The organism is Streptomyces sp. NBC_01635 (assembly GCF_045209715.1).
Taxonomy (GTDB): domain Bacteria; phylum Actinomycetota; class Actinomycetes; order Streptomycetales; family Streptomycetaceae; genus Streptomyces; species Streptomyces hirsutus.
The window spans coordinates 4,898,424-4,915,483 of the sequence record NZ_CP109277.1; the positions used below are offsets into that span (position 1 = coordinate 4,898,424).

The window sequence follows — 17,060 nt, forward strand, 5'->3', positions numbered from 1 at the left end:
CGGCAGGGTCTGATTCGGAAGGCTCACCACGAGAGGAAAGACTGCCGTATACACACAGACGGTTCCAGGCGTACGCGGCGGCCGGTGCCGAATGATGCCCAACGGTGTTGAACACGCCCGCCCTTCGTCCCGTATGCACGGGAACGGGAGGGGAGACGCGCGCCCCGCCCCGCTGACGTCCCCGCTCCCGCGCGCGATGCCAGGAGGTGCCCGGCTCGTGGCCATGACCAAGCCGACTCCGCGGGGAAGCGGGGCGCGGCACGGTCCGACCGGGGCGGGATCAGGGCCGGGGAGCGAGCCGGGGAGCGGGCCGTGGAAGGGGACCGACGGTGGCATGACGCCCGGTGGTGCCGGCGGCGAGGGCGGCGACGGGACGGCCGAGGAGTCCCGGCAGCTCAATCCCCCTCTTCTCCTCGTCCTGTTCCTGCTCTCCGCCGTGATGTTCCAGGACCCGATCCGCCGCGCCCTGGGCGCCCCGGTGATGCAGAGCTGGACGACGGTGTTCGTGGCGGTGATGATCCAGGCGCTGCCCTTCCTGGTGCTCGGCGTCCTGCTGTCCGCGGCGATCGCGGTGTTCGTCCCGCCGTCCTTCTTCGCCCGCGCCCTGCCGAAGCGTCCGTCCCTGGCGGTCCCGGTCGCGGGTGCGGCGGGCGCGGTGCTCCCCGGCTGCGAGTGCGCGTCCGTCCCGGTGGCGGGGGCGCTGGTGCGCAGGGGAGTGGCCCCGGCGGCGGCCCTGGCGTTCCTGCTGTCCGCCCCCGCGATCAACCCGATCGTGCTGACGGCGACGGCGGTCGCCTTCCCGAACGATCCCCTGATGGTCCTCGCCCGGTTCGTGGCGAGCCTGCTGGTGGCCTGCCTGATGGGCTGGCTGTGGCAGCGCCACGGCCGCGCGGACTGGCTGCGCCCGCCGTCCCGTTCGTCCTACGAGGGGCGGAGCCGGGGCGCGGCGTTCTGGGGGTCGGTCCGGCACGACGTGATGCACGCCGGCGGCTTCCTGGTGGTCGGTGCGATGGCCGCGGCGACGCTGAAGGCGGTCGTCCCGGCCCACTGGCTGCAACGGGCGGCCGATCATCCCGTGCTGTCGGTCCTGGTGCTGGCCGCGCTGGCCGTTCTCCTGTCGATCTGCTCGGAGGCGGACGCGTTCGTCGCCGCGTCCCTGACCCAGTTCTCGCTGACGGCCCGGCTCACCTTCCTCGTCGTGGGCCCCATGGTCGACCTCAAGCTCTTCGCCATGCAGGTGGGCACGTTCGGCCGCGGTTTCGCCCTGCGCTTCGCCCCGGCGACCCTCGTCCTGGCGGTGGCGGTCTCGGTCCTGACGGGAGCGGTGCTGCTGTGAACCGGGTGCGTCGAAACCTGAATCCGAACCGGCAGGCGCAGGCGGCCCTGCTGTTCCTCCTGGGCGCGACGGTGCTGCACGCCGGGCTGACCGACCTCCATCTGCGCTACGTCAAGGCCGGCCTGCGCCCGCTGCTCCTGCTGTGCGGAGCCGTACTCGTCGTGACGGCGATGGCGACGGTCTGGTACGAGTGGCGCGAAGCGTCCGGAAAGCGCGACCACGACGAAAGCGGGAACGGGAGCGGGGACGGGAGCGACGGCGGTGGCGAGAGCGGGAGCGACGGCGGTGGTGAGAGCGGGAGCGACGGCGGTGGTGAGAGCGGGAACGGAGGCGGTGGTGACGGTGGCGGTGGCGAGCACGATCACGACCGGGGGCACCACGAGCCCCGTATCTCCTGGCTCCTGGCCCTTCCCGTTCTCGCCCTGATCCTGGTGGCGCCGCCGGCCCTCGGCTCGTACAGCGCCACCCACACGGGTACGGCCCTGCAGAAGCCGTTCGGCTTCCCGGAACTCCCCGCCGGGGGCACGCTGCGTCTCGGGGTGGGGGAGTACGCGGCCCGCGCGGTCTACGACGACGGCCGCGGGCTGGGCGACCGGCCCATCGAGATCACCGGCTTCGTCGCTCTGGACCCGTCCGGCGTCCCCTACCTGGTCCGGATGTCCCTCAACTGCTGTGCCGCGGACGGCCAGCCGGTCAAGATCGCCCTGACCGGCGAGGTCCCCCCGGTGCTGCAACCGGACGCCTGGCTGGAGGTCACCGGCACCTACAGTCCGCGCCGGACGAAGGACCCGGTCAACGACGGACCCGTCCCCTACTTCGAGGTCACGTCGGCGAAGCCGGTCCCCACCCCGAACGACCCGTACGACGAGGTCTGGAACGGCTGAACAGGCGCGCTAGCGCTGCTGCTGGGTGCGGCTGCCGTCGGCGGCCGCGTCCCGGGTGACGGTCTCACCCTTGACGACGGTCTCGCCCCGGATGACACGAGGGGCGCCCGGCTGCTCCCCCTGCGGCTGGTGCGCCTGCCGGGGCTGCTGGGCCTGGGCCCGCCGCTCGTCCTCCTGCGCCTCCGCCTCCGCCTCCGACTCCGCCTTCGCCGCACGGGCCTCGGCCTTGAGGATGCGGGCGGACTTTCCGGCCGAGCGGGCGAGCTCGGGCAGCTTCTTCGCCGCGAGCACGGCTATGAGGACGATGAGGATGATCGCGAGTTCGCTCAGTCCGAACATGGGAGTCCGTCCGTCCTTCTCGTGAGCCGTTGCCGGATGCCGCCCGTAGAATCTACAGCAATGTAGAGAATTTGACGGTGTCCGCTCGTCTATACGATGACCGCCCGGGAACGGGAGGGCGACGGAAGGGAGACAGGCCGTGGTCGAGCACAGCCGGCATCACCGGCGGCGGGGACAGGGCGAACTGGAGTCGCTGGTGCTGTCGGTGCTGCGGGAGGCGGACGGCCCGGCGACGGCCGGCTGGGTGCAGGAGCGGCTGGGCGAGGACCTCGCCTATACGACGGTCATCACGATCCTCACCAGGCTGCTCGCGAAGGGCGCGGTCACCCGTGAACGCGCGGGTCGCTCCTTCGCCTGGACCCCCGCCTCCGACCACGCCGGCCTCGCCGCCCACCGGATGCGCAGGGTGCTGGACGCCGAGAGCGACCGGGAGGCGGTCCTGGCCAGCTTCGTCACCGGTCTCGGCCCGGACGACGAACGGCTGCTGCGGGAACTGCTGGGTCAGCCCCGGAGCGACGGGGAAGACTGAAGCCTCATGGGGGTGTTCGTCTTCCTGCCGCTCGTCCTGCCGTTGACGGCATGGCCGATCGCCCGGCTCGCCGCACAGCATCTCCACCCGCGGACCGCGACGCGGATGCTGACCTGGGTGGCGGCGGTGATGGCGGTGTGCAGCACGGTGTGCCTGTGCCTGGTGATGGTGGTCGGCACCGCCACCCTGCCCGGCAACCCGCTGCCCGACGGCTGGTCGGACCCGGAGGTGCGCGAGGCGGTCCCGTACGACGAGGTCCTGGGGAAGGCCGCCATCCCGGCGCTGTGCGCGGTGCTGCTGGCCTGCGCCCGGACCCTGTGGCGGCACGTCCGCACCCGCCGCCGCGCCCACCGTGCCCTGGACGGTCTGCCGGACACGGAGGTGGCGGTCCTGCCCGACGGCGCCCCGTACGCGTACGCCCTTCCGGGCACCGGACCGCGCCGCGACCGCGTCGTGGTCACCACCGCGCTCCTTGACCACCTCGCCCCCGCCGAGCGCCGCGCGCTGTTCGCCCACGAGCGCGCCCACCTCACCGCGCGCCATCACCGGTTCCTGCTGGCCGTACGGCTGGCCGCGCACGCCAACCCGTTCCTGCGCCCCCTGCACACCGCGGTGTCGTACGCGGCGGAGCGCTGGGCGGACGAGGAGGCGGCGCGTACGGTCGGCGACCGCCGTACCGTCGCCACCGCCATCGGCAAGGCGGCCCTCGCCTCCCGGGCCGGCGGCCCGCCCCTGCCCGCGTTCGCGGCGCCGGGACCGATCCCCCGCCGGGTGGCGGCGCTGCTCGCCCCGGCTCCGGCGACCGGGCCCTGGCCGGAGGTGTTCACCTCGGCGGGCCTGGCGGCCTGGGGAGCGGCCGCAGGTACGGCCGCGTCGGCGATGTCGTCCGCCAACGCGGCGGTGACCCTGTTCTGGATCCTGTGGACGGCGACGCCGCTGTGACGAGGCCGCTGTGACGCGCCGCTATGACGAGGCCGCTGTCATGACGCCGTTGTGATGACGTCGCTGTGATGACGTCGCTGTGAGGCGGTGGCGGGAGCCGGACTCTCAGCCGAGACCCGGCCCGGAGGAGTGCGGTCCGCCGTGCCCGTACGCACTGTCGCTGCCGTACGCCTCCCGGTGCTCGACCAGCTCGCGCACCCAGCCGTCGACCTCGGTGGCCCAGTCGCGGGCGTCGTCGTGGCCCACGGTGAACCGGCTGAGCGCGTCGTGCCCGGTGTCGTCGCCGCCCGCGTTCCCTGCGCCCCGCTTGTCGGCCTCCAGGACGACGTCGATGCCGCCCGGGTGGGTCAGGAAGGTCAGCTCGATCTCCTCCACCCGGTCCGCGTACGAGGGCGCCGGGGTGAGTCCCATCTCCTGGTGGAAGGGCAGTCGCTGCCCGGTGCCGCCGATGCGGCCGTGCTCGAGACCGGCGGACCGCAGCCCGTACCCGAGCTGCCGGAACGCGCCGAGGATCGCCTCCTGGGCGGGCAGCGGGCCGACACCGAGCGGATCGAGGCCGGGGTCGGGGTCGTTGTCGGCCTCCGGGGCCTGCGTCCCGGCGACCGCCAGCTCGGTCCGCACGCCGAGGCGGACGTCCAGTTCCCGGCCGTCCAGTTCGGTGACGGGTGTCTCCCACGGCAGCGTCACCCCGAACGGCACGGTGCGCGCCTCACCCTCGTCCAACCGGAACCCGCCCCCGATGGCGAAGCGCTCGAACGGCACGGCGACCCCCCTCCCGCCGTCCTCCCCGTCCCGCACCCGGGCCACGAGTTCAAGGGCCACCTGCTCGACGTCGAACGCGGTGTCGCCGCCCACGAGCCGCACCTGCCCGGCGAGCGTCCCGCCGGGCCGGACGGGTCCCGGCTCCAGAACCGTGTCGACCGAGGGCCCGCCCACACCCGGCGAACCGAGCAGCCGCTTGAACACCATCGAGGCATCCGCTCCTTACCTGTCACCTGCGTACACCTGCCGCGTACACCTGCGCGCATCCGCGCACAGGGAACAACCGCGTGGAGCATAGATGGGTTGCCCGGAAGGGTCCGTGCGGCCGCTGTGGCTATCATCCGGCCATGACCGTGCCCGACCGGGTCCTCGACGCGGGCCGCTTCCCCGCCAGGGCGAAGTGGCTGGTCGTCGGCGCGCTGGTGGTCCTGTGGGTGTCGGCGCGGTACGCGGCGATCCCGGAGATCTGGAGCCTCCTCGACCGTGCCGAGGTGCTGGGAGCGGCGGCGGCCTCGGGCACGCCCTCGGCAGAGGCCGGGGACGGGGCCTACACGAAGGTCTACACGGCGGCGTACGCGGTGTCGCTCGCCCCGGCGGTCGCGGGGGTTCTCCTCTACCTGCTGTGGCGCGTACGCCACACGGTGGAGGAACGATTCCCCGCGTCCGTCCTCCTCGTCCTCGCGGCCCTGCTGACCTGCCAGGTGGCGTCCGTGGCGGCCGGGTGGGGCGACCCGTACACGGGCAGCGCGCTCGAGGAGGAGCTGGAGGGCGCCGGCATCAGCCTGTGGGCGCGGGGGGCCGTCGAACGCGGCTGGTACGTCGGCTACGCGGGGCTCGTCCTGGGCGCGGCGGTCCTGGCCTTCGCGTTCACCCGCCCGCCCCGCCACCAGCCCCGCTGGATCCTGGCCCTGGTCCCCGTCGCCGTGGCCGTGCCGTGGATCGCCCTCGCGGGCCCGTACTTCTGAGGGCCCGCGGCTTGCGGCACTCCTGCCGGTACTACTGCTGGTACGGCTGCTGGTGCTGCTGGGGCGGCTGTCCGTACGCCTGACCGCCGCCGGGGCCGCCCGCGGCCTGCGCCTGCAACTGCTCGGCCTGCTCCGCGGTCACCTTCGACTCGGCGCCGCAGAAGGTGCACTGCGTCGCGCACTTCGTCGAGACCGGGAACAGCGGCACGAAGAACAGCGTGAACTTCGTGACCCGCTTCTTGAGCGTGTGCGCGGAGGGATTCCCGCACTGGGAGCACACCAAGGTGAGGATCGCGAGTTGGTAGAGGTACCCCTTGGTGCCGAAAATGATCATGTCATCGCTCCTGTTCCGGGCCACCGCCCAACCGTCCACTGCCGCTACCACTGCCACTACTACGAAAGTACTGGTCGTAAACCGTCGGTGGGCGATCGGCGAGTGATCAGTGGGCGGTCGGCAGCGGGGCGGGCGACGGCATCCTCGTCGGGACCGTCGGCAGAGGCCGCCGCGGCCGCGCGGTTCACACAGTGAACTTCACGGCTTCCAGCCAGACGTCGTTGTCGAGGGTGCCGCCGAAGGTGTAGTCGGGGCGGGGCTTGCTGCACGTCCGCTGAGCCCAGTCGCCCTGGCGGAGGCGGACGGCGTGGCAGACCTCGCCGCTGCCGACGTTGATGGCGAAGCCCAGCATGTTCGGGGCGTTCCGCTTCGAGCTGCCGATGTAGAAGTTCTTGCCGTCGCCGGTGATGGCCGTCCAGCTCGGCTCCCACTCACCCCGGCCGTCGACCGGCTTCGACGAGTGACGGAACGCGTTGGCGGCCGACCCGTCGACGCCGTGCACCGCGATGTTCAGGGCCTTGATCGGCCGGTTCTGGCCCGACGTACCGGCGATCGTGCCGTCGCACACCGGCTTCTGCCAGCCCTGCCCGGCGACGTAGGCGCGATAGCAGATGTGCCGTCCGGACGGGTCGTTCCCGGCGAGCCGTTTCACGGCACTGGCGGCGGTGTCCTGCGGGGGCTTGGCCGTGACGGTGGTGGTGTCCTTCGGGGGCGTCGCGGTCACGGTGACGGTGACGCGCCCACCGCTCTTCGCCCCCGGGGTGTACGTCGGCTTCGGCTTCGGTTGCGGCTTGTTTTTGTCCTTGGCCTTGCTTTTGTCCTTGTCCTTCGGCTCGGCCGACGGCGAGGCGGACGTCGGACCGGGCGGGGGCGGGGTCGGCCGCGGGGGCGTCTCGAGGGTCGGTGACACCTCGGCCGAAGGCGAACTGCTCGCACGGGCGGCGGCCTGTTCCTGGTTCCCGCCGCCGTCCGATCCGCCGCTGCCCAGGATCACCAGCGGCACGACGACCAGCGCGGCCACACCGAGGGCCACCGGCCCGACGACCAGGGGCCTGCTGAGCAGCCCGGGGCCCTCGAACGCGTCGTCCGACTGCCGCGAGGCGGTCCTGCGGGCAGGCTTCGGCGGCGGTACGGGGCGGGTGGCCGACTCCGACCGGGATGCCGACCCGGAGCCCGAATCCCAGCCCAGCCCCCTACCCCTACCCACACCCGCACCCGGCCCGGCCCCGGGCTCCGGTCCCGACCCTGCTCCTGCTCCTGCTCCTGCTCTCGGACCATCGGACGGAGGCGGGGGCGGCGGCCCCTCGGGCTCGGGAAGCGCGTACGCCGCCTCGTCGAAGTCGTCGTGGGCCTCCTCGTGGGCGTCGACGCCCGGAGCGACCGCGGGACCGGTGCCACCGGCGGGCCCGTCGTCGTCGGCATCGTCAAGGGCGTCCCCCTTCACAAGGGACGGTGCCGGTGCCGGCACCGGGGCCGATGCCTCCGGCTCCTGCTGCTGTTCCAGCAGTGAGCTCGAGCCGTCCGGGGAGACCTCGACGAACGCCACGTACCCCGCGGCGGGGTCGGAGATCGCCGCCGTGACGGTGATGCCCCGGTCGCGTGCGTGTCCGTGCAGGGTGTCGAGGATCGCGGCGTCGACCGCCTCCCCCTCCGCCACCTGTACGGGTTCTCCGTCGATGGCGGCGGAGCCGTCACCGGAGATGACCACCGTGAAGTGCGGGGACGGATCGGGCGTCCTCCCCGACTCGGTGTGTTCCCCTCCGTCGACCGGCTCGTCCGCTTCGTCACGGCTCATCAGCATTCCTCTCTGACGTCCCCGGCCGCACGGCGCGGCCGGGGACGTGTCGGCATGGCCCGCGTACCGCAACGGGTGCCGGGGAAAAATGGTTCAACCCCCTCGGTGATAAGCGGGATAACAGCGAAATCAGCGATGACACGGGACGGAACGGCATGTTCCGCCAAAGTGGGCTGCGACGCAGTCTTGACTTACTAGAGTCCGAGGGTGAACGCCTACGAGAATTCCGTTCGTTTCGTTGTGCTGGGGCCGGTCCGGGCATGGCGCGGGAAACAGGAACTGGACCTCGGCTCGCCGCAGCAGAGAGTCGTGCTGGCGGCCCTGTTGTTACGCCACGGACGCCCGGTACCGCTCGGTGAACTCATCGACGCCGTCTGGGGCGCGGAGCCGCCCGCGGCCGCCGTGTCCGTGCTGCGGACTTATGTGTCGCGCCTGCGCAAGGTCCTGGAACCCGACCGGAATGCGGCAGGGCCGCCCCGGACGGTCGTCTCCGTCGGAGACGGATACGTGCTGCACGTCGCGGACGACGCCCTGGACCTGGCCGTGTTCCAGCAGCGGGTCGCCCGGGCGAAGAAGCTGCGTGCCGCCGGAGACCTGTGGGGCGCCGCGGAACTGCTGCACACCGCGCTCGACGGATGGCAGGGAGCCGTGCTGGCCGGACTCAACGGCCCGCTGGCCGAGTCGGCGCGCTCCTGGTTGGACGAGGAGTGGCTGACGGTGCTGGAGACGCGGCTGGACCTCGACATCGAGCTCGGACGTCACCACGAGGTGATCGGCCCGCTGATCACGCTCTCCGGCAGACACCCGCTGCGGGAGCAACTGTGTCAGCTGCTCATGCTGGCGCTGTATCGGTCCGGGCGGCAGGCCGAAGCGCTGGCCGCGTACCGCGGGGCACGCAGTGCCCTGGTGGCGGAGCTGGGCATCGAGCCCGGCGCCTCGCTGCGGGATCTGCACGACCGCATTCTGGCGGCCGACCCGGCCCTGATGCCCGACCCGGCCCCGGGTGCGACTCCCGCCCCGGCACCGGCTCCGCACCGGCAGGTCCGGCCGTCCGGGCCGCCGGTGATATCCGAGCCGTCCGATGTCGTCCCGGCGAACGGGTCGGCGAACGGGTCGGCGAACGGGTCGGTGGACGGTGGCACGGCGGCGGACGAGCCGGAGTCGGACGGCCCGGCCGACCGGCAGGCGGACGGGTCCGGCCACACAGGCCACACCGGCCGTTCCCACCCGAATGACCCCCCGTCCGGAGTCACCCGCCCCGCGCAACTGCCCGCAGATCTCCCCACCTTCGCCGGACGGCACGCCGAACTCGACCGGACCAGCGCCCTGTTGCCCGAGGACGGAAGCCCTCCGGCGACCGTCGTGATCAGCGCGATCGGCGGCATGGGCGGCATCGGCAAGACCGCCCTGGCCGTGCACTGGGCCCATCGGATCGCCGACCGCTTCCCCGGCGGCCAGCTCTACATCAACCTGCGCGGTTTCGACCCGACCGGCTCGGCGGTGACGCCGGACGAGGCCGTCCGCATCTTCCTCGACGCGCTCGGCGTCCCCCCGATGCGGATTCCCGCCGGTCCCGACGCGCAGGTGGCCCTGTACCGCAGCATGCTCGCGCAGCGCAGGGTGCTGATCCTCCTCGACAACGCCCGCGACACCGAGCAGGTCCGCCCGCTGCTGCCCGGCTCCCCGGGCTGCCTGGTCATCGTCACCAGCCGCAATCAGCTCACCGGCCTGGTCGCCGGCGAAGGGGCGCACCCCTTGACGCTGGACCAGCTGACGCCGGCCGAGGCGTACGACCTGCTGGCCCGGCGCCTCGGCACCGACCGGCTGGCCGCGGAACCGGAGGCGGCGGAGGAGATCATCACGCGGTGCGGCCGGCTGCCGCTGGCGCTCGCCATCGTCGCCGCCCACGCCTGTGCCCACCCCGCCTTCCCGCTCAGTGCCATCGCCGACGAGGTGAGCGACAGCCACGGCAGCCTGGACGCCTTCGCCGGCGGCGACGGCATCAGCACCGACGTACGGGCCGTCTTCTCCTGGTCGTACAAGGCGCTGCCCGCCCCGGCGGCGCGCCTGTTCCGGCTGCTGGGCCTGCACACGGGGCCGGACATCTCCGTGCCCGCCGCGGCCGGTCTCGCCGGACTTCCCCCGCGAGAGGCCCGAGGCCTCCTCTCCGAGCTGACCCGTGCCCACCTGCTCACCGAACACTTCCCCGGCCGCTACACCCTGCACGACCTGCTGCGCGTGTACGCCGCCGAACGGGTCCGCGCCGAGGAGACACCCGAGGAGCGGGACCTGGCCGGCCGGCGGCTGCTGGCCTGGTACCTGTACACCGCCGACGCCGCCTACCCGCACATCACCCCGAATCGCCGCCGCATCTCCCTGGAACCGCTGCCCGAGGGGTGCCGGCCGCTGGAGTTCACGACGCACGAACAGGCGCTGGCCTGGTGCGAGACCGAACGGCCCCACCTGGTCGCCGCGGTGCACCGGGCCGCCGCGTCCGGACATGCGGGCATCGCGTGGCGGCTGCCCGCCGTCCTGTGGGGGTTCTTCTACCTCCGCAGCCATATCCAGGACTGGCTCGACACCGCGCGTACCGGCCTGGCCGCCGCCCGCGACGCCGGCGACCGGGAGGGCGAGGCCCAGGGCCTCGCCGACGTGGCCGCCGCGCTGCGCAGCTCCGGCAGCCTCGACGAGGCCATCGAGCACCTGCACCTGGCGCTGGCCCTGTTCCAGGAACTCGGGGACATGAAGGGCAGGTCGGCGGTGATCGGAAACCTGGGCGACTCCTACCTGCAGGCCGGCCGGCTCGGCAAGGCCGTCGAGTACACCCGCAGGGCGCTGGCCCTCGACCGCGTCGAGGGCAGCGTGTGGGGGGAGGGCATCGCCCTGTGCAACCTGGGCGACGCCTACCAGCGGCTCGGCAGGTACGACGACGCCCTCGACTGCCTCGAACGGGCGCTGGTCGTCCTGCGCGCCAGCGACAACCGCTGGGTCGAGGGCGTCGCCTTCGACATCCTCGGCACGGTCCACCATCGGCTCGGCCACTACGACGAGTCCGTCGCGTACTACCGTCGGGCGCTCGCGACGCACCGGGACATCGGCAACCGGTGGGGCGAGGGCCACACACTGGGCAACCTCGGCGAGGCCCATCTCGACGCCGAGGAACCGGAGGCCGCCCGGACGAGCTGGCGGGAAGCCCTGGAAATCTTCATGGAACTCGGTCATCCGGACGCCGAGAAGGTCCGTGAGCGGCTCGCCCGCCTGCAGGACGGCCCGGCCGACGCCCGTACCCGAAGGGCTGCGCCGAAACGGACCGCCTGACATGGATCTCCTTCGATCATGAGCCCCGCCGGGAAGCCGCCGGGTGCACCCGGACAACGGGCGCGAGGTGCGGACGGTTCAACTCCGGTGCCGTTTCCGGAGCCGAACCGTCCCGGTGCTCGCGGCGGGTGCCCGGGCGCCTCAACGCACCTCGCGGTAGGCGCGCCCGCTCGCGTTGGCGGCCGCCCCGTCGTAGAGACCGGTCGGGCTGGTTCCGGTGGACAGTGCGAACCAGGCGTAACGCTCCACGAAGTCCAGGCCGTTCAGCATCTCGGTCGAGGACCGGACGAAGGCGGTCTGCTCCTGTTCGCTCGGGTAGCGGGGGGTGCCCCGGGAGAAGTCGATCAGGGCGTACTCCGTGAGCCAGACCGGCTTCTTGTAGCGGTCGTGCACGGCCTGGAGATAGCCGCGCAGCTGGTGGGCGGCGTCGGGGCCGAAGTCGGCGCCGTACCAGTGCAGGGGAATGAAGTCGACGCGCAGGCCGCGCTGTTCGGCTCCCTTCATGAACCGGTCCAGCCAGCCGTCCGCGACGTCGCCGCCGGAGGCGACCGCGGGTGCGCCCAGGCGCAGGCCGGTGGACTCCAGCCGGGGCCACAGATCCAGGGCCTGTTCGGGCGACATGGTGGCCTGGCCCGGATGGTCGGGCTCGTTGAAGCCGAGCAGCGCCTTTCCTTCCTTGGCGGCCCGGCCCAGTTCGGCGTCGGTGACCGAGCCGGGGCCCCAGATCATCGGGACGTACTCGACGCCCTCCGGCCTGGTGACGCCGTCGGTGGAGGAGGCCCAGTTGTAGTACCAGGACGAACCGGAGTCGGCCAGCGCCTCGGCGGCGCCCGCGACGGGGTTGAGGGCGACGCCCTTGCGGGAGGCGGCCGGGGTGCCGCCGCCCGCGCGGGGCTGCTCGGTGACGGCGGGGCCGGGCGGGGGCGAGGCGTTGCCGTCGGCCGGGGTGGCCGCGTCGCCGGTGCCGTGGAAGGTGACGGTCATGCCGGTGCACTGCCGGCACTGGTAGACGACCTGGTTGCCCTGCTCGGCGTCGTGCTTGGACCAGCTGTACGCGGTCGGGCACTTCTTGGCCAGCGCGTCGCTGTAGGGGGTCTTCGCGTCCCGGTTCGGGTTGACGCACACCAGCGGCCGGCCGGTGGCCTCGTCCTTGACCAGGTTGTCGGCCGGGCAGGCGGCCAGCAGTTCCTCGGCACAGCCCGCCGACGCGCACTCGCCCGTCTCGGGCGGTGTCACGCCGTCCGGCGTGATGGTGATCGGCGACGCGACGGCGTTGACGTAGCTGACGTTGTACCAGGGCGCCAGGCTGTCCTTCGGATCGAAGTTGAACTCGGCCAGCCCGGTCGGCTGTTCACCGGTCGAGCACCGGTCGGCGTACGGTCCGCAGTCGCCGACGGCGCAGTGGAAGGTACTGCCCTCCTCGCCGGTGCAGCCCTCGCGGGCGAAGAACTTGCCGCGCCAGTGCCCGGCGCCGGAGTGCTCGGGGATCGTGACGGTGGCCGACTGGCCGGGGTCCAGCGTCGGCAGTCCGGTGAGCTCGGCCGACCCGTCGGCGTTGACCGTGCTGCCGATCCAGATGCGGCTGTCCGTCGTGTTCCGGAAGGTGACGGTGTGCTCGGCGGCACCGGCCTCGGCGGCCGGTGTGCCGGCGATGCTCACGCCGTCGGAGCGCTGGTTCTGCATCAGCAGGGCGGTGCCGGTGACCCCGGCGACGACCAGGAGCAGCGCCAGCAGGAACGAGGTGCGTCTGCGCATAGAACGTGTCTCCCCTGTCGGGTGTACGCGTTGTGGGCGATCGGATATCGCTTGCGCAGGCACGACGGGTGCGCGCGGCCGATGGTTCACCGTCGCCGGCTGCCTTTCGCCCCGTGCCTGCTGCCCGCTGCCCGTTGCCCGCCGCGTTGAACCGTTCGCCGGAGTCGCCCGTCGTGTCTCGTGCCGGCCGATCCCACTCCGAGGACCCGGCCCGGGAAGCGAACCGAGGAGAGAGGGCGACCATGGCCGACAGCCAACCCGTTCCCCGCGAACCGAACCGGCTGACCAAGCGGCGGAGCCCGGACGACCTGGCCCGGGAACTGCTGCGGACCGAGTGGGACCTGAGCCGCGGTAACCGCGGGCAGGAGCAGCCGCAGGGGCCGGACGTCGGGGAGCGCCTGTGGCGTGCCCTGCGGGACACCTGGCGCAGCCTGACCGGCCGGTCCCGGCGCGGGTACGAACAGATCGGCGCGGGCTTCGACGGCGGCGGTCACGGGGAAGCCCCGTACGGCCAGGGCGGGTACGGCCAGGGCCAGGGTGGTACGGGTCCCTACGGGGGTGGCCCGGAGGGCGACCGCTTCGGCCGGGGCGGGAAGGGGCCGGCTCCGGAGCAGGGGCAGGGGCAGGGGCAGGGGCAGCGGATGTCCGGCCCCGGACGGGAACCCCGGGAGCTGACCCGGCTGAAGTCCGAGATCAGCAACAGGCTGCGTACGTCCCACACCGAGCACGAGGCGCTCGAGGACGCCCTGATGAAGCTGGTCACGTCCGGAAAATGGAAGGACAGATTCCGGAAATCCCCGGAGAGTATGCCGCTCGTCGCCGAGTACGTCGCCAACGCGCACACCCGCAAGGCCCTGCGGGAGAGCGCGCAGGAGGCGGACCGGCGGAACGCGCGGTCCTCGTCGTTCACCGAACGCTTCGTCCGTCCGCCTCGGCAGAGTGCCGCGTCCACGGACGCCCCGGCCGACGGGGCCGCACGGACGACGGAACACCAGCTCACCGAGCAGCGCCGGCCCTCGCCACCCGCGGAGTCCCGGATCGAGGGGGTGGACGGCAACCAGACGCTGGACGGCCAGGGGTTCCTTTCGGTCGAGCAGCAGCGGGTGGACCGGGTCACCGCGCCGTCGTCGGAGTCGTGGGACTCGGGTGTGTCCCCGACGCGGAACCCGCCGGCCGAGTCGCAGGAGAGGGACCTGCTGGCGTCGTCTCCACCGGATTCCTTGGCGGCATGGGCGGCGATGACGCCGGACCCGGTGCTGTCGGAGCAGCGGCAGGGCGAAGCGCGGCCGGACTCCCGGCTGGCACAGGTGGACAGTCGCTCCTACGACAGCCAGGCCTTCACGGCGGCCCCACCCGAACAGTCGGAGCGGTACCCCGACTCCGCCCACACCGACGCCGTCGCACCCACCGGGCCCGGCACACCCGCCCCGCCGACGAGTCCGCCGAGTCCTGCGCAATCCCGCAACCCGTTCCTCAACCCGTCCCGCAACCCCTTCGAGTCACCGGCTCCGGTGAGTCCGGTGAGTCCGGTGAGTCCGGTGAGTCCGGTGAGCCCCGTGAGTCCGGTGAGCCCCGTGAGTCCGGTGAGCCCGGTGAGCCCCGTGAGCCCCGTGAGCCCCGAGACCCCTTGGGCCCTGCTCGGTCCGGAGGGGCTGAAGTCCACGGCGGAGACCCGCGGGCCCGTCGGCCCGTCGACGCCCCGGAGCAGCACCCCCACCCGGCCCGTGGTGCCCACCCACACCCAGGCACTGGGGGGAGGGGGACGGTCGAGGTGACCGTCAGGCGGGGACGCCCGGAGGCGGTGGCTGCGGGGGCGGCGGCCCGAAGGGGTCCATCGTGTCGACGGGCGGCGTCTCCTTCGGCCGGTGTGCGTGGGGCTTGCAGCCGGCGAAGGGGCCCTGCGGGTCCCGCAGGGAAGCCATGACCGGGCCCAGACAGTCACGGTGCCAGTTGGCGGGGCCGATCGCCTCGGAGCCGGGCCCGGTCATGTCCCCCCAGGCCAGCCACAGGCCGTGCAGCTGGGCGATCGCCTCCGGGTGCTCCCACCAACGGCCGCACCAGGGCGCGGTGGAGGTCACCTCCCTGCCGTACACCGGCAGCAGCACGTGGTGCGTCCACAGGGTGAGGCGGCGCAGGGTGTCCGCGTATTCGTGGCCCTCCAGGTAGAGGATGAACTTCGGCGGGGAGGGTGGAGCGGGCTCTGCGGGGTCGGGGGGTGGCGCGGGCTCCCGCTCCCCCTGCGTCTCCCTTTCCCCCTGCGCCTCCCGCTCCCCCTTCGGGGCCCGTTCCCACTTCCGCTCCTGCCTGGCGGCGGCAGCGGTGTCGGCGTCGGTCCCGGTCTCGGTCTCGGCTTCGGTCTCGGCTTCCGTCTCGGTCGTCATGGTGCTCCTGGGTACGACGGTTCGGCGGGGGCCGGTCCAGGGCCCCGCCGAACCGTCGTGAATCGTGGCTACAGGGACTGACCGTTGCCGTTACCACCGCTGGGCTGGTGGTGGTGCCTGCGCCGGTGCGAGGTCGTGGAGGAGGTGCTCGTGTGCTGCTGCTGGCTGTTCTGCCCGTCCGTCGGGTAGTAGGAGTAGGACGAGACCGCCCCGGACACCGGGTTCTGCGCGGGCGGATAGGTGCCATGAGGGTTGCTGCCGGTGGACACCGAGCTGTTCCGGGTGTCGGTCGACGGGAGGCTGGAGAGCTCGAAGGTCTCGAACTGCTGGGTCAGCGAGGTCATGCTGGGGTGGTACGGCTGGCCCAGGGGGACCGGCGGCGGATAGGACGCGGACGTGTACATGGGCGTGTATGCGGGCGCGGGCGCCGGCTCCGGGCTCTGGAACCAGGGAGCCGCCGCGGCGGTCACCCCGGCACCGATGGCGCCCACGGCCATACCCATCTGAGCGGCGCTCGGGTTCTGCTCCGCACCGGTGCTGTAACCGCCGTACACGCCCGCGAACCCGGCTGTGGCCAGGTCCAGGGCCATCTTCGGGTAGTTGACCGGCTTGGGGGTCCGTTCGGGGTGCCGGTAGTTCGACCAGAGCCTGGAGAGCTCCTTGATGCCGGTGTACGCCCCCGCCACCCCGGCGATGGTGACACCGGCGCCGTACACCCCCTGCCCGGCGGTGGCGGCGGGCGCCGCCGCCGACTGGCCCGCGATACCGGCGCCCTGGAGGATGGAGGAGCCACCGGCGACGACGGACTGGACGAGGGCGGCGTCGTTCTCCGCGACCCATTTGGCGGCCGAGGAGGAACCGCTGACGATCCCCGTGAGGACTTTGTTGCCCGCCCGGTAGAGCCACGTCGCACCGTCCCCCGGCGTCCAGGGGGTCCGCTCCGGGATGGCGCGCAGGGATTCCGGGTCCAGAGCCAGGGCCGGGGCGCGGCTCAGAGCGCGCTCCGACGGGGGGCTCGGCGGCAGTGTCGCGAAGAGTTGCTCCAATCCCATGCTGGACGTGCTCGAGCTGCTCTGGCCGCTTCCGTCCGACCCGGTGGGTGAACTCCTGCGTTTCTTGTCCTTCGGGGCCATGCCGTACCTCCTGGTGGTCCGGTGCGGAGCCGGGCCCTTCACGGCCGGCCCCGGCTCGCTGCCGGACACAACGGAAACCGGACGGAACGGGTTCAAGGAGCCGATCGGCGTGCGATGAACCGGCGCCCCCGTGGCAGGCGGTGCCGCGAACGGGGCCGCCGGCACGGCGACGGTGACCAAGGCGGTGGCCGACGCCAGTGCGCCGACGCTGCCGGTGTACCAGCAGCGCGACGACATACCGCTCCAGGACCTGCCGGCCCGGATGCGGCCGCCGCCGCCCGGGACACCTACGTCCTACGCCTCCACCGAGTCGTTCCACACGGCGCGGTCGACCCCGGGGAGCGGTCCGGCCGTCCCGGTGCCCCCGCTCACCAGCCGGCTGGTGCAGGAATTCAGTCCGCCGAGCCGCCGGCCGCCGAGCCGCCGGCCGCCGAGCCGCCGAGCCGCCGGCCGCCGAGCCGCCGAGCCGCCGAGCCGCCGAGCCGCCGAGCCGCGCAGGAGAGCGGGCACGCGCCCGTGCCGGGCGCCTCCCGGACGCACGGCGGGCCCAGGCCCCACAGGCCCGGGAGGCAGGAGGGCGGCTCCGG

Annotated in this window: 16 protein-coding genes; 8 read left to right on the plus strand and 8 right to left on the minus strand. The window is 73.0% G+C overall.

Annotation, left to right across the window (positions count from 1 at the left end):
- Positions 1-334: 334 nt before the first annotated feature.
- Together OHB56_RS22845 and OHB56_RS22850 are read left to right on the plus strand one after the other, a co-directional pair.
- Entirely contained in the window at positions 335-1,336 is a 1,002-nt protein-coding gene (locus OHB56_RS22845) for a permease (protein ID WP_326753909.1), read from the plus strand.
- A 5-nt stretch (positions 1,337-1,341) separates the two neighbouring features.
- Positions 1,342-2,220, plus strand: coding sequence for a TIGR03943 family putative permease subunit (locus OHB56_RS22850; protein WP_406355348.1), 879 nt, complete (start codon positions 1,342-1,344; stop codon positions 2,218-2,220).
- A gap of 9 nt (positions 2,221-2,229) precedes the next feature.
- On the opposite strand, the gene OHB56_RS22855 is transcribed toward OHB56_RS22850, so the two are convergent.
- The gene (locus OHB56_RS22855) at positions 2,230-2,559 is read right to left on the minus strand and encodes a twin-arginine translocase TatA/TatE family subunit (RefSeq protein WP_406355350.1); all 330 of its coding nucleotides are present in this window, start codon (positions 2,557-2,559) and stop codon (positions 2,230-2,232) included.
- A 139-nt stretch (positions 2,560-2,698) separates the two neighbouring features.
- On the opposite strand from OHB56_RS22855, the gene OHB56_RS22860 reads away from it, so the two are divergent.
- The gene (locus OHB56_RS22860) at positions 2,699-3,088 is read left to right on the plus strand and encodes a BlaI/MecI/CopY family transcriptional regulator (protein WP_055595566.1); all 390 of its coding nucleotides are present in this window, start codon (positions 2,699-2,701) and stop codon (positions 3,086-3,088) included.
- A gap of 6 nt (positions 3,089-3,094) precedes the next feature.
- A complete protein-coding gene (locus tag OHB56_RS22865; protein WP_326753912.1) occupies positions 3,095-4,030 on the plus strand; it encodes a M56 family metallopeptidase in 936 nt (311 codons plus the stop codon).
- A gap of 105 nt (positions 4,031-4,135) precedes the next feature.
- On the opposite strand, the gene OHB56_RS22870 is transcribed toward OHB56_RS22865, so the two are convergent.
- Positions 4,136-4,999: a sporulation protein gene (locus OHB56_RS22870; protein WP_406355352.1), complete on the minus strand. Its 864-nt coding sequence runs from the start codon at positions 4,997-4,999 to the stop codon at positions 4,136-4,138.
- A gap of 140 nt (positions 5,000-5,139) precedes the next feature.
- Between OHB56_RS22870 and OHB56_RS22875 the strand changes: the two genes are divergently transcribed.
- Entirely contained in the window at positions 5,140-5,757 is a 618-nt protein-coding gene (locus OHB56_RS22875) for a hypothetical protein (protein ID WP_406355353.1), read from the plus strand.
- A 31-nt stretch (positions 5,758-5,788) separates the two neighbouring features.
- Here the strand turns inward: OHB56_RS22875 and OHB56_RS22880 are convergent, their stop codons facing one another.
- Together OHB56_RS22880 and OHB56_RS22885 are read right to left on the minus strand one after the other, a co-directional pair.
- Complete coding sequence (locus OHB56_RS22880) at positions 5,789-6,091, minus strand: zinc-ribbon domain-containing protein (RefSeq protein ID WP_406355355.1); 303 nt, start codon at positions 6,089-6,091, stop codon at positions 5,789-5,791.
- 184 nt (positions 6,092-6,275) lie between these two features.
- Positions 6,276-7,886, minus strand: a complete 1,611-nt coding sequence (locus OHB56_RS22885; protein WP_406355356.1) for a hypothetical protein — start codon at positions 7,884-7,886, stop codon at positions 6,276-6,278.
- Positions 7,887-8,093: 207 nt separating this feature from the next.
- Here OHB56_RS22885 and OHB56_RS22890 point away from each other — a divergent pair, with 207 nt between their 5' ends.
- Positions 8,094-11,204: an AfsR/SARP family transcriptional regulator gene (locus OHB56_RS22890; RefSeq protein ID WP_406355358.1), complete on the plus strand. Its 3,111-nt coding sequence runs from the start codon at positions 8,094-8,096 to the stop codon at positions 11,202-11,204.
- Between the two features lie 141 nt (positions 11,205-11,345).
- On the opposite strand, the gene OHB56_RS22895 is transcribed toward OHB56_RS22890, so the two are convergent.
- Positions 11,346-12,959: a glycosyl hydrolase gene (locus OHB56_RS22895; protein WP_406355360.1), complete on the minus strand. Its 1,614-nt coding sequence runs from the start codon at positions 12,957-12,959 to the stop codon at positions 11,346-11,348.
- Between the two features lie 242 nt (positions 12,960-13,201).
- Between OHB56_RS22895 and OHB56_RS22900 the strand changes: the two genes are divergently transcribed.
- Entirely contained in the window at positions 13,202-14,734 is a 1,533-nt protein-coding gene (locus OHB56_RS22900) for a hypothetical protein (protein ID WP_406355362.1), read from the plus strand.
- 3 nt (positions 14,735-14,737) lie between these two features.
- On the opposite strand, the gene OHB56_RS22905 is transcribed toward OHB56_RS22900, so the two are convergent.
- Positions 14,738-15,130 (minus strand): DUF4913 domain-containing protein, encoded by a 393-nt coding sequence (locus tag OHB56_RS22905; RefSeq protein WP_350847245.1) that lies wholly within the window; start codon positions 15,128-15,130, stop codon positions 14,738-14,740.
- A 278-nt stretch (positions 15,131-15,408) separates the two neighbouring features.
- On the minus strand, positions 15,409-16,392 hold the full coding sequence (locus OHB56_RS22910) for a hypothetical protein (protein WP_406355364.1): 984 nt from the start codon (positions 16,390-16,392) through the stop codon (positions 15,409-15,411).
- Between OHB56_RS22910 and OHB56_RS22915 the strand changes: the two genes are divergently transcribed.
- Positions 16,391-16,591: a hypothetical protein gene (locus OHB56_RS22915; protein ID WP_406355366.1), complete on the plus strand. Its 201-nt coding sequence runs from the start codon at positions 16,391-16,393 to the stop codon at positions 16,589-16,591. The genes OHB56_RS22910 and OHB56_RS22915 overlap by 2 nt on opposite strands.
- A 176-nt stretch (positions 16,592-16,767) precedes the next feature.
- Here the strand turns inward: OHB56_RS22915 and OHB56_RS22920 are convergent, their stop codons facing one another.
- Positions 16,768-16,983, minus strand: coding sequence for a hypothetical protein (locus tag OHB56_RS22920; RefSeq protein WP_406355368.1), 216 nt, complete (start codon positions 16,981-16,983; stop codon positions 16,768-16,770).
- Between the last annotated feature and the right edge of the window lie 77 nt (positions 16,984-17,060).